Source organism: Sphingomonas sp. BT-65 (assembly GCF_026107375.2).
In the GTDB taxonomy this organism is placed as follows: domain Bacteria; phylum Pseudomonadota; class Alphaproteobacteria; order Sphingomonadales; family Sphingomonadaceae; genus Sphingomonas.
This window is the reverse complement of record NZ_JAPCIA010000001.1, coordinates 350,042-376,318: the sequence shown is the minus strand read 5'-3', so window position 1 is coordinate 376,318 and position 26,277 is coordinate 350,042. Positions and strand designations below refer to the sequence as shown.

General features: G+C 68.5%; 25 protein-coding genes and 1 tRNA gene. 10 read left to right on the top strand and 16 right to left on the bottom strand.

Features of this window, described 5'->3' with window-relative positions:
* Window positions 1-118: 118 nt before the first annotated feature.
* Window positions 119-1,582: a sensor histidine kinase gene (locus OK349_RS01870; RefSeq protein WP_265116138.1), complete on the bottom strand. Its 1,464-nt coding sequence runs from the start codon at window positions 1,580-1,582 to the stop codon at window positions 119-121.
* Window positions 1,579-2,313, bottom strand: coding sequence for a response regulator (locus tag OK349_RS01865; RefSeq protein WP_265116137.1), 735 nt, complete (start codon window positions 2,311-2,313; stop codon window positions 1,579-1,581). Before OK349_RS01865 ends, OK349_RS01870 begins: the two co-directional genes overlap by 4 nt.
* Before the next feature lie 130 nt (window positions 2,314-2,443).
* Between OK349_RS01865 and OK349_RS01860 the strand changes: the two genes are divergently transcribed.
* On the top strand, window positions 2,444-3,289 hold the full coding sequence (locus OK349_RS01860) for a MipA/OmpV family protein (protein WP_265116136.1): 846 nt from the start codon (window positions 2,444-2,446) through the stop codon (window positions 3,287-3,289).
* A gap of 77 nt (window positions 3,290-3,366) precedes the next feature.
* Complete coding sequence (locus OK349_RS01855; RefSeq protein WP_265116135.1) at window positions 3,367-4,782, top strand: hypothetical protein; 1,416 nt, start codon at window positions 3,367-3,369, stop codon at window positions 4,780-4,782.
* Here the strand turns inward: OK349_RS01855 and OK349_RS01850 are convergent.
* The 3 genes from OK349_RS01850 to OK349_RS01840 form a co-directional block, all read right to left on the bottom strand.
* Window positions 4,752-5,681: a glycosyltransferase family 2 protein gene (locus tag OK349_RS01850; protein WP_265116134.1), complete on the bottom strand. Its 930-nt coding sequence runs from the start codon at window positions 5,679-5,681 to the stop codon at window positions 4,752-4,754. The genes OK349_RS01855 and OK349_RS01850 overlap by 31 nt on opposite strands.
* A gap of 164 nt (window positions 5,682-5,845) precedes the next feature.
* Window positions 5,846-7,483 (bottom strand): trigger factor, encoded by a 1,638-nt coding sequence (gene tig, locus OK349_RS01845; RefSeq protein WP_265116133.1) that lies wholly within the window; start codon window positions 7,481-7,483, stop codon window positions 5,846-5,848.
* A 70-nt stretch (window positions 7,484-7,553) separates the two neighbouring features.
* A tRNA-Leu gene (locus tag OK349_RS01840) sits at window positions 7,554-7,638 on the bottom strand.
* Window positions 7,639-7,749: 111 nt separating this feature from the next.
* On the opposite strand from OK349_RS01840, the gene OK349_RS01835 reads away from it, so the two are divergent.
* Window positions 7,750-7,950 carry a hypothetical protein gene (locus OK349_RS01835; protein WP_265116132.1) on the top strand — a complete coding sequence of 67 codons (201 nt, stop codon included), beginning with the start codon at window positions 7,750-7,752 and terminating at the stop codon, window positions 7,948-7,950.
* Between the two features lie 3 nt (window positions 7,951-7,953).
* Here OK349_RS01835 and OK349_RS01830 read toward each other — a convergent pair whose 3' ends face one another.
* From OK349_RS01830 to OK349_RS01820, 3 genes are read right to left on the bottom strand one after another with little or no spacing between them, the layout of a single operon-like run.
* Window positions 7,954-8,571 carry a hypothetical protein gene (locus OK349_RS01830; RefSeq protein ID WP_265116131.1) on the bottom strand — a complete coding sequence of 206 codons (618 nt, stop codon included), beginning with the start codon at window positions 8,569-8,571 and terminating at the stop codon, window positions 7,954-7,956.
* Complete coding sequence (locus tag OK349_RS01825; protein WP_265116130.1) at window positions 8,568-9,737, bottom strand: M48 family metallopeptidase; 1,170 nt, start codon at window positions 9,735-9,737, stop codon at window positions 8,568-8,570. The genes OK349_RS01830 and OK349_RS01825 overlap by 4 nt, the downstream gene beginning before the upstream one ends.
* 5 nt (window positions 9,738-9,742) lie before the next feature.
* Window positions 9,743-10,504 (bottom strand): hypothetical protein, encoded by a 762-nt coding sequence (locus OK349_RS01820; protein WP_265116129.1) that lies wholly within the window; start codon window positions 10,502-10,504, stop codon window positions 9,743-9,745.
* A 135-nt stretch (window positions 10,505-10,639) separates the two neighbouring features.
* On the opposite strand from OK349_RS01820, the gene OK349_RS01815 reads away from it, so the two are divergent.
* On the top strand, window positions 10,640-10,858 hold the full coding sequence (locus OK349_RS01815; RefSeq protein WP_265116128.1) for a hypothetical protein: 219 nt from the start codon (window positions 10,640-10,642) through the stop codon (window positions 10,856-10,858).
* A gap of 13 nt (window positions 10,859-10,871) precedes the next feature.
* Here OK349_RS01815 and gatB read toward each other — a convergent pair whose 3' ends face one another.
* From gatB to OK349_RS01795, 4 genes are all read right to left on the bottom strand, one after another.
* The gene (gene gatB, locus OK349_RS01810) at window positions 10,872-12,332 is read right to left on the bottom strand and encodes an Asp-tRNA(Asn)/Glu-tRNA(Gln) amidotransferase subunit GatB (RefSeq protein WP_265116127.1); all 1,461 of its coding nucleotides are present in this window, start codon (window positions 12,330-12,332) and stop codon (window positions 10,872-10,874) included.
* A gap of 142 nt (window positions 12,333-12,474) precedes the next feature.
* Window positions 12,475-13,959 carry an Asp-tRNA(Asn)/Glu-tRNA(Gln) amidotransferase subunit GatA gene (gatA, locus tag OK349_RS01805; RefSeq protein WP_265116126.1) on the bottom strand — a complete coding sequence of 495 codons (1,485 nt, stop codon included), beginning with the start codon at window positions 13,957-13,959 and terminating at the stop codon, window positions 12,475-12,477.
* 76 nt (window positions 13,960-14,035) lie between these two features.
* Entirely contained in the window at window positions 14,036-14,323 is a 288-nt protein-coding gene (gene gatC / locus OK349_RS01800) for an Asp-tRNA(Asn)/Glu-tRNA(Gln) amidotransferase subunit GatC (protein ID WP_265116125.1), read from the bottom strand.
* 33 nt (window positions 14,324-14,356) lie between these two features.
* Window positions 14,357-16,141 (bottom strand): DUF4153 domain-containing protein, encoded by a 1,785-nt coding sequence (locus OK349_RS01795; protein WP_265116124.1) that lies wholly within the window; start codon window positions 16,139-16,141, stop codon window positions 14,357-14,359.
* A 115-nt stretch (window positions 16,142-16,256) separates the two neighbouring features.
* Here OK349_RS01795 and OK349_RS01790 point away from each other — a divergent pair, with 115 nt between their 5' ends.
* From OK349_RS01790 to OK349_RS01780, 3 genes are all read left to right on the top strand, one after another.
* Window positions 16,257-17,402, top strand: coding sequence for a DUF3089 domain-containing protein (locus OK349_RS01790; RefSeq protein WP_265116123.1), 1,146 nt, complete (start codon window positions 16,257-16,259; stop codon window positions 17,400-17,402).
* Window positions 17,399-17,860: a Holliday junction resolvase RuvX gene (gene ruvX, locus OK349_RS01785; RefSeq protein WP_265116122.1), complete on the top strand. Its 462-nt coding sequence runs from the start codon at window positions 17,399-17,401 to the stop codon at window positions 17,858-17,860. Before OK349_RS01790 ends, ruvX begins: the two co-directional genes overlap by 4 nt.
* A gap of 79 nt (window positions 17,861-17,939) precedes the next feature.
* A complete protein-coding gene (locus tag OK349_RS01780) occupies window positions 17,940-19,520 on the top strand; it encodes a S10 family peptidase (protein ID WP_265116121.1) in 1,581 nt (526 codons plus the stop codon).
* Here OK349_RS01780 and OK349_RS01775 read toward each other — a convergent pair.
* Window positions 19,517-20,110 (bottom strand): DUF805 domain-containing protein, encoded by a 594-nt coding sequence (locus OK349_RS01775; protein WP_265116120.1) that lies wholly within the window; start codon window positions 20,108-20,110, stop codon window positions 19,517-19,519. The genes OK349_RS01780 and OK349_RS01775 overlap by 4 nt on opposite strands.
* Before the next feature lie 80 nt (window positions 20,111-20,190).
* On the opposite strand from OK349_RS01775, the gene OK349_RS01770 reads away from it, so the two are divergent.
* On the top strand, window positions 20,191-21,183 hold the full coding sequence (locus OK349_RS01770) for an aspartate carbamoyltransferase catalytic subunit (protein WP_265116119.1): 993 nt from the start codon (window positions 20,191-20,193) through the stop codon (window positions 21,181-21,183).
* Window positions 21,180-22,388 (top strand): dihydroorotase, encoded by a 1,209-nt coding sequence (locus OK349_RS01765; protein ID WP_265116118.1) that lies wholly within the window; start codon window positions 21,180-21,182, stop codon window positions 22,386-22,388. The genes OK349_RS01770 and OK349_RS01765 overlap by 4 nt, the downstream gene beginning before the upstream one ends.
* A gap of 57 nt (window positions 22,389-22,445) precedes the next feature.
* On the opposite strand, the gene OK349_RS01760 is transcribed toward OK349_RS01765, so the two are convergent.
* Genes OK349_RS01760 through OK349_RS01750 form a run of 3 tightly spaced genes read right to left on the bottom strand, consistent with a single transcriptional unit; the run spans window position 22,446 to window position 25,087 of the window.
* The gene (locus tag OK349_RS01760) at window positions 22,446-23,810 is read right to left on the bottom strand and encodes an SPOR domain-containing protein (RefSeq protein ID WP_265116117.1); all 1,365 of its coding nucleotides are present in this window, start codon (window positions 23,808-23,810) and stop codon (window positions 22,446-22,448) included.
* Between the two features lie 18 nt (window positions 23,811-23,828).
* Entirely contained in the window at window positions 23,829-24,374 is a 546-nt protein-coding gene (locus OK349_RS01755; protein WP_265116116.1) for a hypothetical protein, read from the bottom strand.
* Entirely contained in the window at window positions 24,374-25,087 is a 714-nt protein-coding gene (locus tag OK349_RS01750; RefSeq protein ID WP_265116115.1) for a ParA family protein, read from the bottom strand. The genes OK349_RS01755 and OK349_RS01750 overlap by 1 nt, the downstream gene beginning before the upstream one ends.
* A 189-nt stretch (window positions 25,088-25,276) precedes the next feature.
* Between OK349_RS01750 and OK349_RS01745 the strand changes: the two genes are divergently transcribed.
* Window positions 25,277-26,275 carry an SPOR domain-containing protein gene (locus OK349_RS01745; RefSeq protein WP_265116114.1) on the top strand — a complete coding sequence of 333 codons (999 nt, stop codon included), beginning with the start codon at window positions 25,277-25,279 and terminating at the stop codon, window positions 26,273-26,275.
* Window positions 26,276-26,277 lie beyond the last annotated feature (2 nt).

Here is a 26,277-nt window from a genome sequence, read left to right as displayed (position 1 = left end):
GATAAGGGGATGCATGTGCGGGAATCTCGTGCGTGTTGTTTTTGCCCGCAGCCTACATCGGCGCTCGGGTTGCGCGGCGCAAGGGGGGAAGACGGTGAACGGCGCGCCCGATCGCCGCTCAGTCGGCGCGGCGCGGGAGCCGCACCCGGACGGTGAAGCCGCATTGGTCGCGTTCGAAACCGATCTCTCCGCCATGGCTGCGGATCACGTCGCGGCTGATCGTGAGACCGAGCCCGGTGCCGCCGGTCTCGCGCCCGCGCGAGCTTTCGAGCCGCACGAACGGGGCGAACGCGCGCTCGGCATCCTCGGGCGGGATGCCGGGCCCGCGATCGCGGAACGCGATCGAGACCTCCTCCTCGCCGTCCACGAGGAGTATGTGGACGGCCTCGCCATATTTGCAGCCATTGGCGATGAGGTTGGCGAAGGCGCGCCGCATCGCCACCGCGCGGCAGCGCAGGTCGAGATGATCGGGGCCTTCGTAGACGACGTCCTCGCCAAGATCGTGATAGGCATCGGCGAGGCTGATCAGCAGCGTGGCGAGATCGACCGTCTCCATCGGTTCGCGGCTCGCCTCCTCGCGCATGAAGGCGAGCGCATCGGCGACCATCGTCTCCATCTCGGCGACGTTGGACTGGAGCTGGGCACGCTGATCGGGGTCCTCGACATATTCGGCGAGCAGCCGGAGCCGGGTGAGCGGGGTGCGCAAGTCGTGCGAGATCGCGGCGAGCATCTGCACGCGCTCGTCGACAAAGCGCTTGAGGCGAAGCTGCATCGCGTCGAACGTCTCGGCGATCGCCGCAAACTCGGGCAGGCGCATGTCGCCGATCAGCGTCGGCTCACGATCCCGGCCGAGCCGCTCCGCCGCCCCGGCGAGCCGGCCCAGCGGCGCGACGATGCTGCGCGCCATCCAGAAGGAGAAGATCGCGAGGATGAGCAGATTGCCTGCGATCGCCAGCAGATTGCGCATATAGTGCCAGCGCGCATCCCCCATCTGACGCGGATTCATCACGAGCCAGCGGCCGTCGCCCCGGCGCACGGCGATGTCGAGACGGCCGAGCACGCTGGTGCGGCCCGCCGCGATTTCCTTCATGGCGAGCGGGCCCCGAAGGCGATCGAAGCGCTCCGGCTCCCAGCGATCGCTGGCCGCTTCCCGCGGGCTCAGCAGCATCGGCAGCCGGGGAATGACCACGACCGAGGTGGTCGCCGAGCGCTCCCAGAAATTGTCGCTGAAGGTGTCCGCCCGGACACGCACATCGGCCGCCGGCCTTCCGAGCGCCTCGGCAAGCGAGGCCTGCAGACCGCGGGCGAAGTCGGCGGACCCGCCGCCCTGGGAAAAGCCCGGCTCGGGCTGCACCTGGAGATCGAGGAAGCGCCCAACCGCTCGTCGCTCCGTTCCGTCCCAGTCAGTGCGGGCCGCGTGAACGATCGTCTCCACCAGCCAGGAACGCTGCGCGACCAGGAACGGCGGCGGCGGGATCATCGTTCTCAGCGCCTGATCGAGCAAGAAGGACGACACCGCGACGAGGACGATCGCGATCGCCAGCCGCGCGGCGAGCTTGAGCCGCGGCAAGCGGAGTTTCATGCGTCCGTCACCGGCTCGACTGTGACGGAGAAGAAATAGCCGCCGTTGCGCACGGTCTTGACCAGCTCGGGCGCCTGCGGGTCGGCCTCGATCTTGCGGCGCAGGCGGCTCACCTGGACGTCGACGCTGCGATCGATGTTGAGGCTGGAGCGGCCATGGACATAGTCGAGCAACTGGTCGCGGCTCAGCACCTGCTGCGGATGCTGGACCAGTGCGACGAGCAGATCGAACTCGCCAGTGGTGAGTTCGACCAGCGAGCCCGCGGGCGAGACGAGCGTGCGGCGGCTGGTGTCGAGCATCCAGCCGGCGAAGCGGAAGCGATCGGCGAACGGCTCGGGCGGCGGGGCGGCGGACATCGCAGCGCGGCGCAGCGCGGCGCGGATGCGGGCCAGCAGCTCGCGCGGATTGAACGGCTTGGCGACATAGTCGTCCGCGCCAAGCTCGAGCCCGATTACGCGGTCGGTGTCGTCGCCGCGCGCGGTAAGCAGGATGATCGGCACCGTGCTGGACGCGCGCAACCGCTGGCACAAGGTGAACCCGTCGTCGCCCGGCATCATCACGTCGAGCACGACCACGTCGAAACGGAATTTGCCAGTGAGCTCGGCCATCTGGCGACCGCCGTCTGCGACGCTGACGCGCAGGCCGTTGTCGCTGAGATAGCGCGCGAGCATCGTGCGGATCTGACGATCGTCGTCCACCACCAGGATGTGCGGGCTTTCCTTCCTCGTCATGGGCGGCGTCTTAGCCCGGTGGCGGAATCGAGTCTGCAGCCGTAACACTCTGCAACACACCGTCACGGGCGCGAAATCCGCGAAGGCCTGAGCAGACCTATAAGCCCGTCACCCCCCTGGAGTGCTGCCCATGCCCCTGTTTCGCGTGTCCCTCACCCTTGCCGGCTCCCTCCCCGCCTGGCGCCACGCCCTGCTGATCCTCGCCATTCCCCTCGCCGCTTTGCCCATGTCGCGGACGCACGCGCAGGAGCGCGAAGAGGAAGGGGGCGACGACTGGCAGGTCATGATCGGCGCCGGTGCGATGTACGTCCACGACTATGAGGGATCGAACGATCACGAGGTCCGGCCCTTCCCGTTCATCTCAGTCGCCTATCGCGATCTCGCCTATGTCCGCGGACCCGAGATCGGGATCAATATCCTGCGCCTGAAGCCGTCCGACGACCTGCAGATCAAGGCGGGGCCGATCGCGCGCTATCGCCGCGACCGGCCCGAGGATCGCAACAGCGACCTTCGCGGCCTCGGCGATGTCGACCTCGCGATCGAGCTCGGCGGCGCGCTGGCGGTTGAGTACCGCCAGGCCTTCTTCCGCGCCTCGCTGGTCAAGGACGTGGCGGGCGGCCATGATGGCCTGGTCGGCGAAGGCGAGGCAGGGATCCGCTTCGACCTGGCCGATCGGCTCAGCGCATCGGCCAGCGCCAGCGCGAGCTGGGCCGACGGCGACTATATGAGCACCTATTTCAGCGTCACCCCGGCGCAGTCCGTCGCCAGCGGGCTCCCGGTGTTCGACGCCGGGAGCGGGATCAAGGATGTGGGCGCGGGGCTCAGCCTCAACTACCAGCTGGGCTCGCGCTGGATGCTGACCGCGGTGGGCGGCTATTCGCGCCTGCTCGGCGACGCCGCCGACGCACCGCTGGTCACCGAGCGCGGCTCGCCCGACCAGTGGCAGGGCGGACTGTTCCTGGCTTACCGTTTCTAGGGCGGGCGTGACACGGGCGCGCAGAGCGGATGCGCGCCCTTAACCACCGCGAAGGAGGTTTTGCGCCAAGAAGCGGCATGTTTGACCGCAGCCGTATCGACACGATTCACGAGACCGTGGAAGCGACGCCGGTTATGGCGCGCGCATCCGCGCAGCCCAGGCTCGCGCTCCTGCGCGCGGCGGCGGTCGCCGTGGCAACGGGGCTTGCCGTCTTCCTGGTGCTCTTCGCGCTGGCCAATGCCAGCCTGCGCAGCGACCGCGATGCCGGCAAGCGCGCGATCCAGGCGAGCTTTGGCGCCGGTACGCTCGAGCTGCAGACCGGATGGCGGCTGGGCGACGTCGAGATCGGTGCGCACCAGTTCCTCGATTGCCTGATCCTATATCAGGCGATCGACAACCGCGCGCCGGCCGCGCAGCTGGCGGTCACGCCTCTGTCGGCACCGATCGGCACCGCTAATCTGTGCGGCGCGCTAAAGGCGCTCGCCGACGATCGAGCGCGCGACGTGCCGCGTTTCTATCACAACTATCTCCATGCCCATACGAGCGTCACGCGCCTCCTGCTCCCCGCATTCGGGGTCGAGGGCCTGCGCGGTTTCTACAAGCTCGCGCTCTCGCTTGCGCTGCTGGCCGGGTTCGCCTTCGCCGCGCTCGGGCTGGCACAAGGCCGTCGGCCCGGGACGAACGCCGTGTGGCTGGTGGTGTTCGCCACGTTCGCGCGATGGTTCGGGCTCGAATCCTTCGGTCAGTCGCTCGGTCACGGCCCCGCCGATCTGGTGCTGCTGCTGTTCCTGCTATTCCTGTGCCGGGCATCGGCGAGCCGCCCGCTCGCCCCCGCGACCGCGCTGATCGGCTGCGCGGTGTTCGGCGCGCTGACAATGGCGTTCGAGTTCATCACCGGCGGATTGCCGCTGGGTCTCGCAGTGACGATCGGCTGCGTGCCGCTGACGCTCGCGGGCGACCGGCGGATCATTGCCACGACCGGCGAGTGCGCGCTCGCCTTCGTCGTGGGAGCGGTCACGATGGCCGCGGCCAAGCTGGTGCTGATCGTGACGACCTTTGGACCCGGCCCGCTCGCCGGAGCGGGAGGACAGCTCCTGTTCCGCACCGGGATGAGCCACGCGGACAATCCCGACGGCACCGCGGGCTGGCCCGAGTTCTTCGGCCGCGTCTGGGCCGGGGTCGAAGCGATGGCGCCCGGGATGCACTGGCTCGCGCTCGGCGCATTGCTGCTCGCGCTCGCGCTGGGCGGGTGGGGCTATGGCCGGCTGCGCGCCACGGCGTGCCCGGCGGCGCGGTTTCGCGCAGTGGCGATGGCCGGTTCGGCGATCGTCATCCCGCTATGGATGGTGGTGTTCTGGCAGCACACCGCCCAGCACGCCTGGTTCATGGACCGCATTCTCGCTTGGCCGATGGCGGCGGGCTTTGCGTTGTTCGTGATGGCGTTGACTGAGCCCAGCCTCGCTCAGCGCAGCGGCCCCGGCTGGGCGAGATAGGCGAGCCGGCGCATCTCGCGCCGGCCGCGCACCACCGTGTCGAGGATCAGCCCGGCGAACAGGCTGAGCGCCGAGAGGATTACGAGGCCGGTGGCGAGAATCGCAGTCGGGAAGCGCGGCACCAGGCCGGTCTGCGCATAGGTGATCACCAGCGGCACCGCGAGAATGAGCGCGATGAGCGCGAGCAGCGCGCCAATCCAGCCGAAGAACAGCATCGGCTTCTCGATCCGGTAGAGGGTGAGGATCGTGCGCGCGATACGGAAGCCGTCGCTGTAGGTCGAGAGCTTCGATGCCGAGCCATCGGGCCGGGCGAGATAGCGGGTCTCCACCTCCCCCACCGGCATCTTGAGCTCGAGCGCGTGGACGCTGATCTCGGTCTCGATCTCGAACCCGGCGGAGAGCACCGGGAAGCTCTTGACGAAACGGCGCGAGAAGACGCGATAGCCCGAGAAGATATCGGTGAAGCTGCGCCCGAACAGGCGCGCGAGCAGCCCGGTCATCGCGCGGTTGCCGAGCACATGGCCGCGGCGATAGGCGTCCGCCGCCTCGTGCATGCGCGTGCCGACGACCATGTCGAGGCCCTCGTCCAGCACCTTCGCGATCATCGCGGGCGCGGCGGCGGCGTCATAGGTCGCGTCGCCATCGGCCATGACGTAGATGTCGGCATCGACATCGGCGAACATGCGGCGCACGACATTACCCTTGCCCTGCATCCGCTCGCCGCGGACGATCGCGCCGGCTTCACGCGCGACATCGGCGGTGCGGTCGCTGCTGTTGTTGTCGTAGACGTGGATCGCGGCACCGGGAAGCGACGCGCGAAAGGCCGCGACGGTCTGCCCGATCGCGGCCTCCTCATTGTAGCAGGGCAGGATCACTGCAATGCGCGGTTCGGTCGCCATTCTTTCCCCCTACCTTCTCCCGGTGGGAGAAGGATAGCGCAGCTTGGCGCCGCAGGCGCTTAGCGTAGCTTGGATGAGGGTGCGCGGTTTCGCAACCACCCCTGCCCTTACCCGTCCGCCGCTTCGCGGCTCCCTCCCTCTCCCAATGGGAGAGGGAATTGGGATCAGTCCGCCTTCTTCTTGGCCGGGGCCTTCTTCTTGGGCGCTTCCGCAGCCGCGTCGTCGGCCTTGGCAGCGGCCTTCTTGGCCGGGGCCTTCTTGGCGGGGGCCTCGGCCTTCTCGGCGGCCGGAGCCTCCTCAGCCTTGGCTTCCTTCTTGGCGGCCGCCTTCTTGGCCGGCTTCACTTCTTCGGCGGCTTCAGCGGCGGGAGCCTCGTCGGCCTTCTTGGCCTTGGCCTTTTTCGCCGGCTTGTGGTCGTGGTCATGGTCGTGGTCGTGACCGCAGCCCGGGCCGTGGACGTGGGGGACGGCGCCCTCCTCGCTCTCGATCGCGGCTTCCAGCTCCTCGCGGGTCACTTCGCGCTCGGTGACCTCGGCCTTCTCGAACAGGAAGTCGACGACCTTGTCCTCATAGAGCGGCGCGCGCAGCTGGGCGGCCGCCATCGGCTCCTGCTGGATATACTGGACGAAGCGCTGCTGGTCCTCGGGGCGATACTGCTGCGCGGCCTGAGCGATCAGGCGGTTCATCTCGGCCTGGCTCACCTCGATGCCGTTCGCCTGGCCGATCTCCGAGAGAAGCAGGCCGAGGCGCACGCGGCGCTCGGCGATCGCGTGGTAATCGTCCTTCTCGCTCTCCAGCTCCTTGCGCGCGGCCTCGGGGTCTTCCTCGTGGCTCGCCTCATGCTCGAGCTGTGCCCAGATCTGGTTGAACTCGGCCTCGACCATCGACGGCGGGACCGGGAAATCGTGGCCCGCGGCGAGCTGGTCGAGCAGCTTACGCTTCATATAGGTGCGCGTCAGACCGCCGGTCTCGCTCTCGAGCTGGCTCTTGAGGATGGTGCGCAGCTGGTCGAGACTCTCGAGGCCGAGATTCTTCGCGAAATCCTCGTCGACCTTGGTCTCGCCGGCGGTTTTCACCGCGGTGATCTTGAGGTCGAAGGTCGCGGGCTTGCCGGCGAGCGTGTCGACGCCATAGTCCGCGGGGAAGGTCACCTCGATCTGCTTCTCGTCGCCCGCCTTGACGCCGACGATCTGGTCCTCGAAGCCCGGGATCAGGCGGCCCGAGCCGATCTCGACCGCCATCGCCTCGCCGGTGCCGCCCTCGAACGCGACGCCGTCGACCTTGCCGAGGAAGTCCATCGTGACCTGGTCACCCTGCTTGGCCTTGTAGCTGGGCTTGGCGTCTTCCCACGCCTTCTGCTGGCCGGCGATCTGCTGGAGCTGCGCGTCGATCGCGCTCTCGTCGACGGGGACGAGCAAGCGCTCGAGCTTGAGGCCCTCGATCGAGGGCGCGGGCACGTCGGGCAGCACTTCGAGCTCGACCTTGACCTCGGCGTCCTTGCCCGGGGCGAAGTCGCCTTCGAGGCTGACCGAGGGCTGCATCGCGGGGCGCAGCTTGTGGTCGGCGATCAGCTTCTGCACACCTTCCTGGATCGTGGTGTTGAGCGCGTCCTGGGTCAGCGCCTCGCCATGCATCTTGCGGACGAGGTTGGTGGGGACCTTGCCGGGGCGGAAGCCGGGCATGCGGATCTGGGGCGCCACGCGCTTCACCTCGGCATCGACGCGCGAGTCGATGTCCTTCGCGGTGATCTTCAGGGTGTAGGCGCGCTTCAGGCCCTCGTTCAACGTCTCGACAGTCTGCATTTCAATCAGGCTTCCTGCTCTGGAAGTGGAATCGGTTTTGCGGCGTCCGCCCGAGCGCCGGGCGGCGGACTGGTGCGGGCGAAGGGACTCGAACCCCCACATCTTGCGATACTGGAACCTAAATCCAGCGCGTCTACCAGTTCCGCCACGCCCGCATTCAGGGACACCGCAGGTCGGCGGGCTCTATAGCAAGGCATGGGGCGGGGGCAAGCGCGAAGCAACCGGGCGCCCGGGCGGCGCGTTGAGGCAGCAAAAGGAGACCCGATTTGCCCGTCGAACCCCCGATCCCCGGCCAGCCCGAACCGGCCAAGCCGAGCATCCCGCCGCCCGAGGCGCCCCCTGCCCCGCTTCCCGGGCAGCCGACTCCGGGCGGGCCCGAGATCCACCCACCCGCGCCCGATATCGATGTGCCGGCCCCGCAACCGGACGGCGACCCGCCCGCGACGCCGGTGCAGCCGGTGGCGTGAGCGTCAGCCGACCTTGGCGGTCGCGACCAGCGCGCGATAGTCTTCGACGTTGCGGTCGAAATAATGGATCTTCGGCGCCTCGAAGGTGATCATGTAGAGCTGGCCGTTGATCACCGCGCCGGTCGCTTCACCCGCGCGGCGGACTTCCTCGTTCTGGACGGTGAAGCTGTAGGCGAAACGGAAGCCCGGCTTGCCAGCGAAGGTCGCCGGCTCGATCGAGTCGATCGAGAACAGCGAGGTCGAGCCGGCGATGCGGTAGCTCGATTCGAACAGCGCCGCGATGTCGGGCGCGAGCATCTTCGAATCGAACTTGGGCAGCGGCTTGTTCTTCTTGTCGACCTCGCGGAACAGCGTCTTGCCGGCGGGGATCGCGGTGTAGAAGATCAGGTCGTTGAGCGAATGGCCGTCGAGCGTCCACGCCTCGGCATTGCGGCCGAGCCGCGCACCGAGGCGGTTCCACGGGATCGTCGGCGTCACGGTGAGCGAGGATTTGCGCAGCAGCTGCGGCTGGCCCTTCTGCATCAGCTTGAAGCCCGCCATCGCCGGCGCCGCGGTGAGCAGCGCGGCCGCCCCAAGGATGAGCGTTGCGCGTTTCGCGCCATGTTTCACGCCAAGTTTCACGATTGTCCCCCTGCCAATGTTGCGATCATCGCCTTGTCCCGCGCATCGGGCCGCAGCCGCAGATATTCCTGGAGCGCCGCCTGCCCCTCGCTCGCCGCGCCCGCACGGAGCAACGCCATGCCGAGCCCGCGATGCGCCTCGGGCGGCACCGCGCCCGCAGCGATGGCGTCGCGATAGAAGCCCGCCGCCTTCTCGAAATCGCCCGCGGCGCCGCGCGAGCGGTAGAGCTCGCCGCGCGCGAACAGCAGCTCGCCGGTCCAGCCCTCGCTGGCGAGCTGGCCGAGCAGCAGCTCGGTCGCGCCGAAATCGTTGAGCTTGATCTGGTCGTCGATGAAGTCCGCCCAGAACGGCGCGAGCGCGGCGCGATACTCGGCGCGGCCGGCGCGCCGTTCACCGCCCGCCGGCAGAGCCGCGGCCTGCGCCTTCAACTCCTGCATTCGCTCGATGCTGGGCGGGTGCGTGGCGAACATGCCGCCTTCCTTGCGCCGCTTGCGCTTGCGCTCGGCCGCAGTGGCGTCGAACTCGGCAAGCATCTGCCCCCAGATCTGCGACGCCGCGGCAGGGTCGTAGCCGCTGGCGGCGAGCGCCTTGACCGACCCCGTATCCGCCTCGCGCTCCATCTCGCGCGAGAAGCCGAACACCGATCCGATCAGGCCGAGCTGCGCGATCGCCCCGAAGGGCACGAAGCTGAGCCAGGCGATCGCGTTGGTCTTGTCCTTGATGTTGCGGAACAGGCGCAGCGAGTGGCGGTTGCGATAGTGGGTGTATTCGTGCGCGAGCACCGCCGCGAGCTGCGCCTCGTCGCGCGCGCGCAGGAACAGGCCCGACCAGATCTGCATCATCCCGTTGGGCGCCATGTTCGCGTTGAAGAACGGCGTGCGGGTGATGTAGATGCGCACCCCCGCACACTCCGCCTCGCCCACCGCGCGGCAGAACACGCCGCGGACATAGGCGTTGAGCGCGGGATCGCGGATCACGAAGTTCGATCCCTTGAGGCGGCGTTCGGCGTCCTCGACCTGCATCCACAGGCCACGTTCGTCGGCGTCCTGCGGCCCGTGCTGCACGGCGGCCGGGTCCGCCTGCGCAGTAGCCGGATCCGCTTGCGCGGCAAGGGCCGGCGCAGCGGATGCCAGGAGCGACGCCGCGAGGATCGCGGTCAGGCGCATGGCGCTCAGCGCTTCTTCGCCGCCGTGGCGACCGGCGCGCCGCCCTCGCCCGGGCGAGTCGGCATCGAGGCCATGATCGCGTCGACCATGCCCTGCGCGCCCTCGGCCTCGCGCACGTCACCCTTCGACCCGCGCAGCACGTTGAACCACACGACGTTGCCGGTGGAGAGCTCGACCAGCGAGGCGTAGTAGACGTGCTGCCCGCCGCTGGTGATCACGCACACGCCGATCAGGCAGCCGAGGAAACCCGCGACCTGCACCGCCTTGCGCCCCGCGCTCGCGAAATTGTCGCGGCCGAAGAAGAACAGTGCGTAGTTCGCGCCCGAGGCCTCGCCCAGCTTTTGCGCGCCCGGGCCGAGCGTCCAGTCGAACCGGTCCTTCTTGGTCGGCAGCTTGGCGCCGTAATATTTGTAGGTGACGATCGCGTCGGCGACGGCGCGGTGGAGCGATTCATAATCGGCGACCAGCTGGGCGTTGGCCTCCTGCCCCTCGTCGAGCAGCTTGAACTCGATCCCGCGCGACTTGTGCGCGGTTTCGAGCGCCTTGGCGAGGTGACCGCGCGCGGCGGTGGTCCAGTCGGCATTGGGCTCGACCATCCCGCCCGCCTGCAGCTCACCGACCTGCATGTCGGGGCGCATCAGCACGATGGTGACCGGCTTGTCCGCCGGGAGCGCATAGCCTTGCGCGGTGAAATCCTTGGGACCCGCAACCGCAGGCGAGCAAACCAGCGCCGCCGCAGCGACGCCAAGCGTGATTTTCCTGAGCATCCATTCCCCCATTGCGCCGAATCAACCCCCATCGGTGCAGGTGAAATGGTTAGCCTGACTTCAGCCGCTTGCAAGACAGGATTTCGCGGAGCGGATCAGGCAGCCAAGCGTCTGGAAAATGAAGGAGAATCCGCGATGACCGACCGCAACCGCGACCCCCACCCTGACAGTATGCCGCAGGACAATCACGAACGGCGTGGCGACCTGGAGCAGGCGACCGCCGGCAACCGCGACATCGAGAATGTCGTCGAGGCCGAAGGTGAAGGCGAAGCCGACTACGCGGCGGAAGGCGTGGACGGCGCCGTCGGCGGCACCGGCGGGGTCACCAAGAACCAGGAAGACACGGCGAAATGATGCCGCGCGCGCCCTAGCCGTCGAGCGCCTTCTTGAGCAGGTCGTTGACCACGCTGGGGTTGGCCTTACCGGCCATCGCCTTCATCGTCTGGCCGACGAAGAAGCCGAACAATTTGTCCTTGCCCGAGCGGTATTCGGCGACCTTGTCGGCATTGGCTTCGAGGACCTTGGCGATCTCCGCCTCGATCGCGCCGGTGTCCGAGGTCTGCTTGAGGCCGCGTTCCTCGACGATCTTCGCAGGATCGTCGCCGGTTTCGAGCATGATCTCGAACACCTGCTTGGCCAGCGTATTGGACAGCGTGCCCTCGGCGACGAGGCCGAGCAGCTCCGCCGCCTGGGTGGGCGAGACCGGGCTGTGCTCGATATCCTTGTCCAGGCGATTGAGCGCGCCGAACAGCTCCGAGGTCACCCAGTTAGCGGCCGCCGGGCCCTTGGCGCCTGCTTCGAGCAGCGCGTCGAAATAGCGCGCGGATTCGACCTCGGCGGTGAGCACGCCGGCATTATAGGGCGTGATGCCGAGCGCGAGGTAGCGCGCGCGCTTGGCGTCGGGCAGCTCGGGGAGCGAGGCGCGGCAATCGTCGAGGAACGCGTCGTCGAGCTCGAGCGGGAGCAGGTCGGGATCGGGGAAATAGCGATAGTCGTGCGCGTCCTCCTTGGAGCGCATCGACCGCGTCTCGCCCTTGTCGGGATCGAACAGGCGGGTCTCTTGGACGATCTTGCCGCCGTTCTCGATCACGTCGATCTGGCGCAGCGCCTCGATCTCGACCGTCTGCATGACGAAGCGGACCGAGTTGACGTTCTTGGTCTCGGTGCGGGTACCGAACGGCTCGCCGGGCTTGCGGACCGAGACGTTGACGTCGGCGCGCATCGAGCCCTGGTCCATATTGCCGTCGCACGAGCCGACATAGCGCAGGATCGACCGCAGCTTCGACAGATAAGCCCCTGCTTCGGCGGGCGAACGCATGTCGGGCTTGGAGACGATCTCCATCAGCGCAACGCCCGAGCGGTTGAGGTCGACATAGGAGAGGCGCGGATGCTGGTCGTGCATCAGCTTGCCGGCGTCCTGCTCGACATGGATGCGCTCGACGCCGATCGTCTTGGTCGCGCCTTCGACCTCGATCTCGACCTCGCCCTCGCCCACCAGCGGGTGGTAGAGCTGGCTGATCTGGTAGCCCTGCGGCAGATCGGCGTAGAAGTAATTCTTGCGGTCGAACCGCGACCATTTGTTGATTTGCGCGTCAATCGCCATGCCGGTGCGGACGGCCTGGCGGATGCACTCGCGGTTCGGGACCGGGAGCATGCCGGGCATCGCCGCGTCGACCAGCGACACCTGCGTGTTCGGCTCGGCGCCGAACTCGGTCGCGGCGCCCGAGAAGAGCTTGGCGTTGGACGTGACCTGAGCGTGGACCTCGAGGCCGATCACGACCTCCCACTCGCCGGTTGCGCCTTTGATGCGGTAGCTGCTCTCAGCCATAATCGATTGGTCCGTTCCGTTTCGTGCGCTTCTGTTCGCGCTTGAGCCGGCGTTCCTCGCGACGTTCCTTCCAGAGGTCGTAGAAAAGCCAGCCGAAGAATTCGCCGATCGCGCCACAACGAACTCGACCAGCAACCCCATCTTACCACCATTGCTCCGGCTTCGCCGTGAATCCCGCCCGCTGCTCGATCGCGAGGCTCGCGTCGAGCACGCCCTGCTCGTCGAACGGCTTGCCGATAATCTGCAGGCCGAGCGGGAGCCCGTCCTTGTCCAGCCCGCCGGGGACCGACATCGCCGGGATGCCCGCGAGCGACGAGGGCACGGTGAAGACGTCGTTCAAATACATCGCCAGCGGATCGGCCGACTTCTCGCCCAGCGCGAACGCCGCTGAGGGTGCGGTGGGGGTGAGCAGCAGGTCGCACTGCGTCCAGGCCTTCTCGAAATCCTGCGCGATCAGGGTCCGCACCTTCTGCGCCTGGGTGTAATAGGCGTCGTAGAAGCCCGCCGAGAGCACATAGGTGCCGATCAGGATGCGGCGCTGCACCTCCGGTCCGAAGCCTGCGGCGCGGGTCGCGGCGTACATGTCCTGCAAATTCGCGCCGTCGGGCAAGTCGCGCTGGCCGTAGCGCACGCCGTCATAGCGCGCGAGGTTCGACGACGCCTCGGCCGGGGCGATGATGTAATAGGCCGGCAGGGCGTATTTGGTGTGGGGCAGCGAGACCTCGACGATCTCTGCGCCCGCATCCTTGAGCCAGTCGATGCCCTGCTGCCACAGCGCCTCGATCTCGCTCGGCATGCCGTCGACGCGATATTCCTTGGGGATGCCGACCTTCTTGCCGCGCAGGTCGGCCGAGAGCGCGGCTTCCCAATTGGGCACTGCCATGTCGAGCGAGGTCGCGTCCTTGGGGTCGAAACCGGCCATCGCCTCGAGCATGATCGCGCAGTCGCGCACGTCGCGCGCCATCGGCCCGGCCTGGTCGAGCGACGAGGCAAAGGCGACCACGCCCCAGCGTGAGCAGCGGCCATAGGTCGGCTTGATGCCCGAAATACCGGTGAAGGCGGCGGGCTGACGGATCGAGCCGCCGGTGTCGGTGCCCGTTGCCGCGGGGACGAGCCGCGCACTGATCGCCGCGGACGAGCCGCCCGACGAGCCGCCCGGCGCGAGCGCGGCGTTGCCGCCGTCCTGGCGCCGCCACGGCGAGATGACGTTGCCGAAATAGCTGGTCTCGTTCGACGAGCCCATCGCGAACTGGTCGAGATTGAGCTTGCCTAGCATGCCCGCGCCTGCGTCCCACAGCTTCTGCGAGACAGTGGATTCATAGACCGGCTTGAACCCCTCCAGCATGTGGCTGGCCGCTGTGGTCTGCACGCCCTTGGTGCAGAACAGGTCCTTCATGCCGATCGGCACGCCGGCGAGCGGCTTGAGCGTCTCGCCCGCGGCGCGCGCGGCGTCGGCTTCCTTGGCCGCGGCGATCGCGTGATCAGGGGTCTCAACGATGAAGGCGTTGAGCTGCTTGGCCTTGCTCACCTTGACGATGAACGCATCGGCGACTTCGCGCGCCGAGAATTCGCCGGTGCGGATGCCGTCGCGCAGCGCGGCGACGCCGAGGGTGGTGAGGTCGCTCATGATTCTTTGTTCCTGGATCCCGGATCGGTCGCGGCTACGCCGCTGTCCGGGATGATTGAATGATGTCGTACCGTCATCATTCAATCACCTTCGGCACGGTGAAGAAGCCATGCTCGGCGAGCGGCGCGTTGGCGAGCACGTCGTCGCGGATGCCGCCGTCGGTGACGACATCGTCGCGCAGGCGCAGCTTGTTGGGGATGACGGCGGTCATCGGCTCGACCGACGAGGTGTCGACCTCGCCGAGCTGCTCGATCCAGCCGAGGATGTTGTTGAGCTCGGGCGCGAGGCGCTCGGCATCGGTATCGCTGATCGCGATGCGCGCGAGGCTCGCCACCTTCTTCACGGTTGCGGTGTCTACGGACATGAGGGCGCGCCTAGCAGCGACGCCCCCCTGCCATCAAGCGCGGTTATTCGAACGGGTCGCCGACCGGCACCCCGCCGACGAAGAGCTGGCGGCGCTCGACCGGGCGGACTTCGAGCTCGCCCTCGCGATAGCCGTCCTCGATCGCCTTGCGCTGGGCGGGCGTACGGACGAGCACATCGTTGGGCGCGAACGCATCCCAGCTTCCGCCGTCGAACCGGAGATGCACCGGATCGGTGCAACGCCCCTGAAGCGCGACGAAGCCCTTGGAAGTGGGATCCGGTTCGGGAAGATCGCGATAGCAATAGTCGTTGAACGCCATCCGCGCCGGGCGCCCGCTTCGTAGATGAGGGTACAGGGCCGGTCGTCGCCGCTTCCGCACGCCTCGGGACCGAGCAACGCCTCGCGCAGCGCCGGCGGCAGCGCGACCGCGCGCGGGAGGATGCGCAGCCGCTTGTCGAGCGCGGCGAGCCGGGACGCGGGATCGGGCGCCGTCCGCTCGATCTGCCAGCGGGATTTCTTCTTCGCGATGTCGGCGGCGATCCGACGGAAGGCGGGGTTGTTCGAGGCGGCGAGCTTCGCGAGCGCCGCCCTGCCCGGCTCGCCGAAGTCGAAGGCGAGCGCCGCCCAGTCGAACTTGTCGGGCGCCACCTGACCCGATTCGAGCCGCGCGACCTGATCGCGGGTCGAGATGGCGTTGAAGCTCAGGATCGGCGTGGCGAGCAGTAATGCGACGGCGCAGGTGAGGATGGCGAGGTTGAGGTTGACCGGGCGCACCCGCTCCGCCCAGGCGCCGCGGCCGCGGACCACGCTGACGAGATAGGCGACGGCAACGACGGTGGCGAGGATCACGAAGGTCAGCGCCCACAGCCGCTCGGGCGTGTAGCCATATTGGCCGATCCGCAGCCCGGTCGCGAGCTGGGCGATGACCGCGAGCGGGAAGATCACCAGCGCCAGCACCAAAGCCGCCCAGCGCAGCACGCGGTTGCGCGGCGCGTCATCGGCGCCGTTGCCGATCACCGCATTGACCAGCAGCAGCGCGCCGACGACGCAGCCGAGCAGGATCGGGGTGGTCGACTTAGTCGCCTCCCACAACGGTTGGAGACCGGTGAAGGGCAAAGCCAGCAGGAACAGGCCGAGCCCGATCGCCAGCACCGGCGCGAGCACACCGAGCACCAGCATCGCGACATTCCGGAGCAGCGCGACGATCCGGCTGTGCTCGCGCAGCAATGCGAGGCCGAGACCGAAGGCGAGCCCCACCAGCGCGCGCCAGAACCATTCTTTCTCGAGCAGGTCGCGCAGGAAATCGATGCCGATGAGCTGGAACAGGGCGGCGAGCAGGAACGACAGCAGCATGGTCACAGCGACGAACGCCCAGCTGAGGCACCACAGCACCGCGTTGGTCCAGGTATGGTCGTGCGCGGCGGGATAGGAAATCGGCCGGAAGCCCGATTCGCGCCCGGCCTGGAACAAGGGCGCGGCGATGCCGATCGCGAGCGCCAGGCTGAACACGCGCCAACCCTCGGTCTCGCTCCAGCCCGAGGTGGCGCCGTTGAAATAGAGGATCAACGCGGCGACCAAACCGCAGCCGAGCGCGAAGAGGATCGAGCGGCGCAGGTCGCTGCGCTCCACGACGAAGCCGAAGATCAGCGCCGAGACGCTGACGAAGCTCAGCAGCGCGAGGCGGAGCGCGCTGATCTGGGGCTGATGGTCGCTGCCGATGATCCAGTGCGTGATGAGGCCAGTGGCAAGGCCCAGCCCTGCGAGCAGGACCGGCAGGAGCGGCCAGCGTTCGTCCTGCTCTTCGATGCGCGACGTCATTCCACCCTCCCCGTCCGGTGTCGTGTTTCCAGGTTGCATCCTTCGCAACCATCGCGCAACGGAATGCGATTGCCGCGCGGCCAGTTATGCTGCATTGCACAATGGAGAGCCCTGAGTGGCACGCAAATTCCTCTACATCGTGGCGGTGCTTATCGTGCTCGCACTTGCAGCAACCTTTGCCTATCGCATTTGGGGCGCCGAACTGCTCCGGCAGGCGATGGTGCCGGGCGCGCGCTTCGAATCGCAGGCCGCGCTGCCGGCGGACAGCTATGCCCGCGCCGAGATGTGGCTGGCGCGGCCCGACCAGCCGGGTAATCCTGCATTGTGGACGCCCGAGGGCTATGCGGCTGCAAAGGAGCCCGTTGCCGCGGTCTTCTTCATCCACCCGACCTCGTACCTCAACCGCGCGCACTGGAACGCGCCGCTCGACGACAAGGAAGCCAATGATCGCGCCGCTTTGTTCCTGCGAGGCCAGGCGAGCGCGTTCAACGGCGCGGGCGCGGTGTGGGCGCCGCGCTATCGCCAGGCGACGTTCGGCGCGTTCCTGACGAGCAAGGACGATGCGCAGAAGGCGCTCGACCTCGCCTATCGCGACATCTCGGCGGCGTTCGACCAGTTCCTCAAGGAAGCGGGTGACCGGCCGATCCTGCTCGGCGGGCACAGCCAGGGCGCGCTGCACCTCACCCGGCTGCTGCACGAGCGCGTGGCGGGCAAGCCGGTCGCGAAGCGCGTTGTCGCGGCCTATGTCGTCGGCTGGCCGGTGTCCAAGACAGCGGACCTGCCGCGGCTCGGCCTCGCCGAATGCGTGCGCGCCGACCAGACCGGGTGCATCCTCTCGTGGCAGAGCTTCGCCGAGCCCGCCGATCCGTCGCTGCTGCTCGACACGTTCGACGCCACTGCTGGGTTCACCGGCGCGCCGCGCGCGGGCACCCCGATGATCTGCACCAACCCGATCACCGGCACGCCCGGTGCAGGCGCGGAAGCTGGCGCCAACCTCGGCAGCCTCGTCCCCTCCGCCGATTTCTCGACCGCTGCGCTCCAGAAGGGCGTGGTGGCGGCGCGCTGCGAGGGGCGCGGCGTGCTGATGATCGGCAATCCGCCCGAGGGGCTGGGCGGGCAATATGTGCTGCCCGGCAACAACTATCACGTGTTCGACTATTCGCTGTTCTGGGCGAATGTCCGCGCCGATGCCGAGCGGCGGCTGGCGGCGTATCGCAAGCAGCGGCTGTCGCGCCTGTTCGGCCTGAGCCGGGCGGGATGATCACCACCGACCGCGCCGTATTCCGCGAGGCTCTGCCCGGCGGCGGGCGGCTGCTGGGGCTCGACGTAGGGACCAAGACGATCGGGACTGCCCTTTGTGACGCGGGCTGGTCGTTCGCCAGCCCCGCGCTGCTGATCAAGCGCACCAAGTTCACCGCGGACAAGGCCGCGCTCGCCGCGCTGGTCGCCGGGCAGCAGGTCAAGGGGCTGGTGATCGGCTTACCGCTGAACCTCGACGGCACCGACAGCCCGCGCACGCAATCGACGCGCGCCTTCGCCCGCAATGTCGAGGATCTCGGCCTGCCGGTGCTGCTGTGGGACGAGCGCTGGTCGACCGCGGCGGTCGAACGCCAGATGATCGCCGAGGACCTCTCGCGCGCCAAGCGCGCCGAGCGAGTCGACAAGCTCGCGGCGAGCTACATCCTGCAAGGGGCGATCGACGCGCTGGCGGCGGGTTGAAGCCGCTGTCCATGTGACAATGTTGCATAAGCGCGCCGGAACGGGCAGCGTCGCGCCGCATCCAGACTCGGGGGTTTTCATGCGCCAATTGCTTCTCGCCGCCACCTTCCTCGCGCTTCCTGCGCTCGCCCAGGACAAGCCCGCCGCGCCGCCCAAGGACGCCAAGGAAGCGATGAAGGCCGAGGCCGAGGCGGCGCAGGCGCGCCCGCCGGTCGAGGAGCAGAGCGCGGTCAGCAAGGGCAGCGTCACGGTGGGCGGGCAGCGCATCGCCTATACCGCGACCGCCGGTACGCTGACGGTGCGCGACGACGAGGCCAAGCCGACCGCGAGCTATTTCTACACCGCCTATACAAGCGACGGCGGCGGGGCGAACCGCCCGGTCACCTTCTTCTACAATGGCGGGCCGGGGTCGCCGACGATCTGGCTACACATGGGCAGCTTCGCCCCGGTGCGGGTGACCACCGCCAACCCCGAATATATCCGCCCCGCCCCCTATGGCTTCGGACCCAACCCCTATTCGCTGATCGACAAGAGCGACCTCGTCTTCATCGACGCGATCGGCGCGGGCTGGTCGCGGCCGCTGGGCGACAAGACCGGCAAGGATTTCTGGGGCGTCGACCAGGATGCCGACGGCTTCGCACGGGCGATCACGCGCTACATCGCCAAGAACAATCGCTGGCGCAGCCCCAAGATCCTGTTCGGCGAAAGCTATGGCACGCTGCGCAATCCAGTGGTCGCGGCGAAGCTGGAGGAGGACGGGATCAGCTTCAACGGCATGGTCCAGTTCTCGACGATCATGAACTATGGCGTGCGCCAGTCGGGCTATGACCAGAACTACCTGACGCTGCTCCCGACGATGGCGGTGACGGCGTGGTATCACAACCGCCTGCCCAATCGCCCGGCAGACCTGCGTGCGTTCGTCGACGAGGTGCGCGGCTTCACCACCGGCGCCTACGCCGCGGCGCTGGCCAAGGGGTCGAATATTCCGGCGATCGAGAAGCAAGCGGTAGCGAAGCAGATGGCCGCCTATATCGGCCTCAGCGAAGCGTTCATCCTGCGCGCCGACCTGCGCATCGACCTGGCGCACTTCCAGACCGAACTGTTGCGCGAGCGGCGGCTCGCGGTGGGGCGGCTCGATTCGCGCTACACGCTCAACATGACCGACGCGAACGCCGACAGCCCGGGCGACGACCCGTCCTCGACCGCGGTGTCGGGCGCGTTCGTCGCGACGTTCCAGGACTATGCGACGCGCGTGCTCGGCTACAAGACCGAGATGCCCTATCGCATGACCGCGCGCGGGCCAGGCTGGAGCTGGGACTGGAAGCATAGCCCGCCCAATGCGACGCAGCCGCAGACCACCCCCAACTCAGGGCTCGATCTCGCCTGGACGATGCGCACCAACCCCTATCTCAAGGTGATGTTCGTCAACGGCTATTACGACTTCGCCACCGCCTTTTTCGGCGCGGAGTTCGATGCCTCGCACATGCTGCTCGACGAGGCGCTGCAACGGAACATCGACTTCACCTACTATGAGGCGGGGCACATGGTGTACCTCAACCCCGACGAGCTGGCGAAGATGCACGGCGACCTTTCGCGCTGGTACGACAAGGTGCTCGAGGCCCCTGCCCGCCCCGCGCCGCGTCCAGGAACGCAGCCTTAACGACTGACCGGCGGCGGGCCGTAGCGGTTCGCACCCGGCGTGCCGCGCTGGATCGTGAAGAAGATGAGCAGCGCGATCGTGCCGAGATAGACGATGTTGTTGGCGAACAGCAGCGCGAAGGTGCGGATGTCGGGCGGCGCGGCGCGGTCCTGGAACATCGCGCTCATGTACCAGAAGCCGGTGATCAGGAAGGGGAACGGGAGCAGTCCCCAGGCACCGCTCCGCCCGGTATCGTGCAGCCGGCGGGTGAGCGACGCGGCGAGCAGCACGAAGGCGATCACCGCGACCGCCGCGGTCAGGCCGATGAACGGGCCGAAATCGGGCATCAGCTCGGGATGATGGCCCTGGATCTGAACCGAATAACCGCCCGGCCCCACGGTGCGCGTCGCCAGCTCGGGATGCTCGCGCGCAAAACGGTCGATCCGCGCGAACCATCCGGCCATGAGCGGCTGGGCGGCCATGCCGAACCCGACTAGAAGTAGGACCAGGACGGTGATTGCCCAGGCCCAGAAGCGATCCGCCGTGTCACGGCCCGAGAAGCGGTGGAGGCTGGTCAGGTGATGGCGCAGGATCGCGAGATAGCTCTTCATGGGGCGCCAGCGTCCCGCAAGCGCGATGAGGGGTCAAGCGGCTTGCGCCCTCGCCCCCGCCTCGCTAACCGCAGGCTTTAATGCAGCCGCCGATCGATCATCGCCCCGGCGCCCAGATCCAGGGGCGCGCCGTGTTCCCGCACGCGCACCTGACGGGCATTTCGGGCCTTCAGCCGCACGAGATATTGTTCCTGCTCGACGAGGCGGAGCAATGGATCGAGGCGAACCGGACCCGCGCCAAGAGCGACCACCGGCTCGATGGGCTCACCCAGATCAACGCCTTTTTCGAGAATTCGACGCGGACCTTGCTCTCGTTCGAGATCGCGGGGAAGCGGCTCGGCGCCGATGTCGTCAACATGCACGCGGCGCAGTCGAGCGTGAAGAAGGGCGAGACGCTGATCGACACCGCGGTGACGCTCAACGCGATGCGCGCCGACGTGATTGTGATCCGGCACATGAGCTCGGGCGCGGTGCAGCTGATCGCCGACAAGGTCGACTGCCCGGTGCTCAACGCCGGCGACGGCAGCCACGAGCATCCGACGCAGGCGCTGCTCGATGCGCTCACGATCCGGCGGCGGCGCGGTGCCATCGCGCACCAGCGCGTGGTGATCTGCGGCGACATATTGCACAGCCGCGTCGCGCGCTCGAACATCCTCGCGCTCACCGCCCTCGCCGCCGAAGTGCGCGTGGTCGCGCCCTCGACGCTGATGCCGGCGGCGATCGAGAAGATGGGCGTGACGCCCTTCACCGATTTCGATGCGGCGCTCGACGGCGCGGACGTTGTGATGATGCTGCGGCTGCAGAATGAGCGGATGTCGGGCGCGTACATCCCCTCGACCCGCGAATATCACCTCAACTACGGGCTGACCGAGGAGCGGCTCGAGCGCGCCAAGCCCGATGCGCTGGTGATGCACCCCGGGCCGATGAACCGCGGGGTCGAGATCACCTCTTCGGTCGCCGACATGCCCGGCCGCTCGGCGATCACCGAGCAGGTCGAGATGGGCGTGGCGGTGCGCATGGCGTGCCTCGACGTGCTCACCCGGCGCGCACGCGGCGTGGAGGGCTGGGCATGAACCTGATCTTCCGCAACGCCCGGCTGGTGTGCCCCGAGCGCGGCGAAAGCGACGGCGAGCTCTACGTCGCCAATCACGAGATCGCCGCGCAGGCGCCCGAAGGTGCAGAGGTGATCGACTGCGGGGGCAGACTGCTTGCCCCTGCGCTCACCGATCTCGGCGTGTTCGCGATGGACAAGGCGGCGTGCCGCGCGGGCGGCATCGCGCGCATCGGCCTGATGCCCGACCAGTCGCCGGTGCTCGACGGACCCGGCATCGTCCAGCGCGCCGCCGACATGGGCAAACCCGAATTGTGGGTCCACCCGATCGCAGCCGCGACGCGCGGACTGGAGGGCAAGGACCTCGCTGAGTTCGCGATCAACGCCGAGGCTGGGGCGCGGGCGATCGCCACCGGGCGCGGCTGGATCGCCGATTCGGGCGTGATGCGCCGTGTGCTCGCCTATGCGCGCGACTGCGGGCTGACGGTGATCGCGCATGCCGAGGATGGCGGGCTTGCCAGCCAGGCGGTGGCGACCGAGGGCGAGACCGCGACGCGGCTGGGCCTGCCCGCCGCCCCGGCGATCGCCGAGGCGCTGGCGATCGCGCGTGATCTGATGCTCGTTGAGGAAACCGGCGCGGCGATCCATTTCCGCCAGGTGACGACGGCGGCGGGCTTCGAGCTGGTCCGCAAGGCCAAGGCACGTGGACTTAGCGTGACCTGCGGAATCACCCCGGCGCATCTGCTGCTGTCGGACATCAACGTCACCGACTTCCGCACCTTCGCGCGGCTCTCCCCGCCGCTGCGCGACGAAGCCGACCGGCAAGCGGCGCTGGCGGCGCTCGCCGACGGGACGATCGACCTGCTCTGCTCGAGCCATGATCCGCGCGGTCCCGAGGAGAAGCGCCTGCCCTTCGCCGATTCGATGCCCGGCATGGCGGGCGCCGAGACGCTGCTGGCGCTGGGCCTGGGGCTGGTGCGCGACGGACGCATCGGGCTCGACCAGTTCTTCGCACTGGTTGCGAGTAATCCCGCGAAACTGCTTGGGATCGAAGCTGGAACGCTGGCGCCCGGTATGCCCGCGGACCTCGTGCTCGTCGATCCCGAGGCGCCGTGGCAGATCGATTCGGACCGTATGGCGGGCAAGGCCGGCAATACCCCGTTCGACGGGCTGCCGGTGCAGGGCAAGGCCGTGCGACTGTTCAAGGGCGGCGCGGAGATCGCCTGAAACGGAAAAGGCCGGGCGATCCACCCGGCCTTCCCCCTTTTCTCGTGAGATGTGGGCTCAGCGCGAGGCGACCTGCACGCGCGCAGGCTTGGCCCAGCTCGCTGTCTTGTCGCCGGCGCCGGTGCGCACGAAGCAGTTGCCGCCGCTCGCACGCACCTTGCGGCACAGCGTGTCGGCCCCGGCGCGGTCGAAGCCGCCCACCGCGAGGCGGTGGAAGGTGCCGGCGCCGGTCGAGATGCTGGCGCTTGTCGGGGTCATCCCCTTGAGCACCGGGATGCGCTTCGTCGAGCGGCCCCAGGCGTCCTGCGCCACACCGACGCTGTCATAGGCGCCGAGCTGGACGAACCAGCCGCCCTTGCCCGGCTTGAACTCGGCGACCTCGGCCCTGACGGGAACCTGCAGCGGCTTGCGCGCGCCTGCCTCCACCTTGGCAAGCGCCGGCTTCACCACCGCGGCGGGGATCGCCTGGACGACCTCCTGGCGCGGCGCGAAGACGATCTGCTGGCCGCTGGGCGCGGTGATCGCGGGCGCGGCGGTCTCGCCAGTCATCGCGACGTCCACGGCCGTGGCGGGCGCAGGGGCAACCGCAGCAGCAGCGACGCCGGTGTCGGGCATATAGGTCTCGACCGGATCGGCGACCTGCTGCGCGGCGACCGCGGTCGACATCGAGTTGGCGAGCGCGAGCTGCTGGGGCTGGCCGCCGTCCGCAATCGGCGTGACGCCGAGCAGCGCCGCGACCTGGTCATAGGCGTTCTGCGGGCGCGAGAAGCTCGCCCATTGCATGATGCGGCCGTCGAGCTGGTCGGGCGAGAGATCGATCCCCGCTACGGCGCGCGCCTGCTGCCAGTTGCCGGCGAGCGCGAGCGCGAGCGCGAGGTTCTGGCGGGTCTTGGCGTCTGCGCCGGGCTGGCGCGCGGCATCGGTGAGCAGCGCGATCGCCGAGCCGGGATCGCCGGCCAGCGCGATGGCGAGGCCACGGTCGCTCGCCGGGATGTGCGCGGCATGGGTCTCGAGCGTCTGGCGCGCGGTGGTCCACTCGCCCGTCGCGATCTGCGCGAGCGCGAGGTTGAGCGCGACGCGGCCATTGGCCGGATCGAGCGACAGCGCCTCATTGAGCGCCTGCGCCGCCGAGATGAAGCGGCCGGCGAACAGATAGGTCTCGCCGAGCAGCTGGCGATATTCGCCATTCTTGGGATCGAAGGTCACCGCGGCTTCGGCGTGAGTCACCGCCATTTGCGGGTTGCCGCCCTTGAGCGCGTTGCGCGCCGCCTTGGCTTCCTTCGCGGCGGCGCGGCTGTCCTGCGTGACGAGCTTGCCGTTGGCGACGACGGTGAAGGCGCCGATCAGCGTCGGTCCGCCGACGACCGGCGCGCCGAGCACCAGCCCCGAGACGGTGATGGTGAGAATGCGACGTGCGTTCATGGCTCCAGTTCCCCCTGGTCAGCGAGCCTTGCCCGCCGGGAGCTGGTTCGCCAGCACGCCGACTTCGGGCAGAGTTTCGAGAAACGCGTCAAGCGCCTCGGTCACGAGCAGTTGAGCCGAACGGCCCGACAGCGCCGAGGCGAGCCGCAGCTTGAGATGACGGTCGGTGTCGAGGCGCAGCGTGAAGGCGGCTTTGCCCTTCTTCGCCGCGACCTCGCGCCCGATGCGGGCGGCGGTGGCGGTCGAGACCGGGCGGCCCGAGGACGCGTCGAGCTCCGGCTGCGGCGCGGGGACCGAGATCGGCGCGACAGGCGCCGCCATCTCGACCAGCGGCGCGGCCGGCGGCGTGAACTCTTCGGCCAGCGCCTGGCGCTGGGCGAGCACGGGCGGCACGGCCGCGGCCTCATGCACTTCCTGTCCCATGTCGTTCCAGCCGAGATCATCGAGCGAGGTGCCCGGATCGAGACCGATGAACCCCTGCGGGCGCATCGCGGGGCGCGCCTGACCCTTGCGGGCGAGCAGGCCCGAGGACAGCGACGCGGCGGGCTTGGCGGAGCCGAGCATCAGCTCACCACCCGGCGGCCGAAGCCACCCTGCGGACGGCCGGTGAACGCGACATGAGTCGCGGCGGGCGCAGTGAACACGGTGCGGCGGAAATTCTTCTCGAGCCGGTCGTTGATGTACGACCAGAGCGCGATCACCTCGCCCGCCGAGCGGCCATTGGGATCGATCTCCATCACGGTACGCCCGTCGATCATCGACGATGCGAAATCGGTGCGCTGATGCAGCGTCACCGGCGCGACCGTGCCGTGCTGGGACAGCGCGACCGCGGCCTCGCTGGTGATCTTCGCCTTGGGCGTCGCCGCGTTGACGACGAACAGCAGCGGCTTGCCGGCGCGGTCGCACAGGTCGACCGTGGCGCCGACCGCGCGCAGGTCGTGCGGCGAGGGACGCGTCGGGATGACGATCAGCTCGGCGACCTGGATCACGCTCTGGATCGCCATGGTGATGGCGGGCGGCGTGTCGATCACGGCGAGGCGGAAGCCCTGCTGGCGAAGGACTTCGAGGTCCGCCGCGAGCCGTGCGACCGTGGTCTGGGCGAAGGCGGGGAAATCCGTCTCGCGCTCGTTCCACCAGTCCGAAAGCGACCCCTGCGGATCGATGTCGATGAGGACGACGGGACCATGACCCGCGCGCTGCGCTTGCACCGCCAGGTGCCCGCTCAGCGTGGTCTTGCCCGAACCACCCTTTTGTGATGCCATCGCGAGTACGCGCATCTACCCCTCTGAAAATCCCGGTTGCCCGATGCTGGGATGCCAGTGGGAAGCTAAGAAGCGGTTAATGGTGCGGCGACGAACCGGACTTCGGCTCGGCGCGTGCTTAACGCTTGCGCAAGCATTTCTTGGCCAGACGATGGTTAACTGGCATTATCCAGGCAGTGCCGAGGCGACCGGGGGACTGGCGGTATGCGTAAGATTTCATGGGCGATGCTGCTCGCGGCGGCCGTGCTTCCGGCGGCGCCCGCGCTGGCGGACGTCAAGGCCGGCGTCGATGCCTGGCAGCGAGGCGACTACAAGAAGGCGCTCGCCGAATGGCGCGGCCCCGCGGTAGCAGGCGATGCCGACGCGCAGTTCAACATGGGCCAGGCTTACAAGCTCGGCCGCGGCGTGCCCGCCGATTTGGCGCAAGCCGAGGAATGGTATCGCAAGGCGGCGCTGCAGGGCCATCCGCAGGCCGAGGAGAATTACGGCCTGACCTTGTTCGAGAATAACAAGCGGATGCAGGCGGCCGAATGGCTGCAACGCGCCGCGTCGCGCGGCGAGCCGCGCTCGCAATATGTGCTGGGTACGATGTACTTCAACGGCGACGGGGTCGAGAAGGACTGGGTCCGCGCCTATGCGCTGACCGCACGCGCTTCCGCGCAGGGTCTGGCCCAGGCATCGAGCGCGCAGGCGCAGATGGACCGCTACATCACGCTGCAGGACCGGCAGAAGGGGCTCGAGCTGGCGCGCCAATATGAGCGCGACGCGAGCCGGCCGCAGCTGGCTTCGACCGCGCCGCCGCCCGCGACCCGGCCGAGCGGCCGGATCACACCGACCGAGATCCCGCCCTCGACCGCCTATCCGCGGCCGATCCCGGCCGATCCGGGCGTCGAAACGAAGCCTGTGCCGCCGATGGTGCGCCCGGCGCAGCGCCAGACTCCACGCCCTGCACAGCCCAAGCCCGTAGCGGCACAGCCCGCACCGGTGCGCGATGGCGGCTGGCGGCTCCAGCTCGGCGCGTTCGGCGACCCCGGCAATGCGCGCAAGCTTGGCGCCCAGATGAGCAGCCGTTTCCCGGGAAGGCAGGTCTCCTATGTCAAATCCGGCAAGCTCACCCGCGTGCTGGTCGGCCCGTTCGCGTCGAGCGGCGAGGCGAGCAGTGCATGCCGCGGGGTCAGCCCCTGCGTGCCGGTGCGAAACTAGGG

Bases quoted from the DNA above. Each gene is read 5' to 3' on its own strand.
- OK349_RS01760 (WP_265116117.1), bottom strand. From the start codon at position 23,810: ATGAACGCACGTCGCATTCTCACCATCACCGTCTCGGGGCTGGTGCTC.
- ruvX (WP_265116122.1), top strand. From the start codon at position 17,399: ATGATCACCACCGACCGCGCCGTATTCCGCGAGGCTCTGCCCGGCGGC.
- gatB (WP_265116127.1), bottom strand. From the start codon at position 12,332: ATGGCTGAGAGCAGCTACCGCATCAAAGGCGCAACCGGCGAGTGGGAG.
- OK349_RS01815 (WP_265116128.1), top strand. From the start codon at position 10,640: ATGACCGACCGCAACCGCGACCCCCACCCTGACAGTATGCCGCAGGAC.
- OK349_RS01750 (WP_265116115.1), bottom strand. From the start codon at position 25,087: ATGCGCGTACTCGCGATGGCATCACAAAAGGGTGGTTCGGGCAAGACC.
- OK349_RS01765 (WP_265116118.1), top strand. From the start codon at position 21,180: ATGAACCTGATCTTCCGCAACGCCCGGCTGGTGTGCCCCGAGCGCGGC.
- OK349_RS01850 (WP_265116134.1), bottom strand. From the start codon at position 5,681: ATGGCGACCGAACCGCGCATTGCAGTGATCCTGCCCTGCTACAATGAG.
- OK349_RS01825 (WP_265116130.1), bottom strand. From the start codon at position 9,737: ATGCGCCTGACCGCGATCCTCGCGGCGTCGCTCCTGGCATCCGCTGCG.
- gatA (WP_265116126.1), bottom strand. From the start codon at position 13,959: ATGAGCGACCTCACCACCCTCGGCGTCGCCGCGCTGCGCGACGGCATC.
- OK349_RS01820 (WP_265116129.1), bottom strand. From the start codon at position 10,504: ATGCTCAGGAAAATCACGCTTGGCGTCGCTGCGGCGGCGCTGGTTTGC.
- gatC (WP_265116125.1), bottom strand. From the start codon at position 14,323: ATGTCCGTAGACACCGCAACCGTGAAGAAGGTGGCGAGCCTCGCGCGC.
- tig (WP_265116133.1), bottom strand. From the start codon at position 7,483: ATGCAGACTGTCGAGACGTTGAACGAGGGCCTGAAGCGCGCCTACACC.
- OK349_RS01795 (WP_265116124.1), bottom strand. From the start codon at position 16,141: ATGACGTCGCGCATCGAAGAGCAGGACGAACGCTGGCCGCTCCTGCCG.
- OK349_RS01745 (WP_265116114.1), top strand. From the start codon at position 25,277: ATGCGTAAGATTTCATGGGCGATGCTGCTCGCGGCGGCCGTGCTTCCG.
- OK349_RS01770 (WP_265116119.1), top strand. From the start codon at position 20,191: ATGCAGCCGCCGATCGATCATCGCCCCGGCGCCCAGATCCAGGGGCGC.
- OK349_RS01855 (WP_265116135.1), top strand. From the start codon at position 3,367: ATGTTTGACCGCAGCCGTATCGACACGATTCACGAGACCGTGGAAGCG.
- OK349_RS01870 (WP_265116138.1), bottom strand. From the start codon at position 1,582: ATGAAACTCCGCTTGCCGCGGCTCAAGCTCGCCGCGCGGCTGGCGATC.
- OK349_RS01860 (WP_265116136.1), top strand. From the start codon at position 2,444: ATGCCCCTGTTTCGCGTGTCCCTCACCCTTGCCGGCTCCCTCCCCGCC.
- OK349_RS01775 (WP_265116120.1), bottom strand. From the start codon at position 20,110: ATGAAGAGCTATCTCGCGATCCTGCGCCATCACCTGACCAGCCTCCAC.
- OK349_RS01780 (WP_265116121.1), top strand. From the start codon at position 17,940: ATGCGCCAATTGCTTCTCGCCGCCACCTTCCTCGCGCTTCCTGCGCTC.
- OK349_RS01865 (WP_265116137.1), bottom strand. From the start codon at position 2,313: ATGACGAGGAAGGAAAGCCCGCACATCCTGGTGGTGGACGACGATCGT.
- OK349_RS01755 (WP_265116116.1), bottom strand. From the start codon at position 24,374: ATGCTCGGCTCCGCCAAGCCCGCCGCGTCGCTGTCCTCGGGCCTGCTC.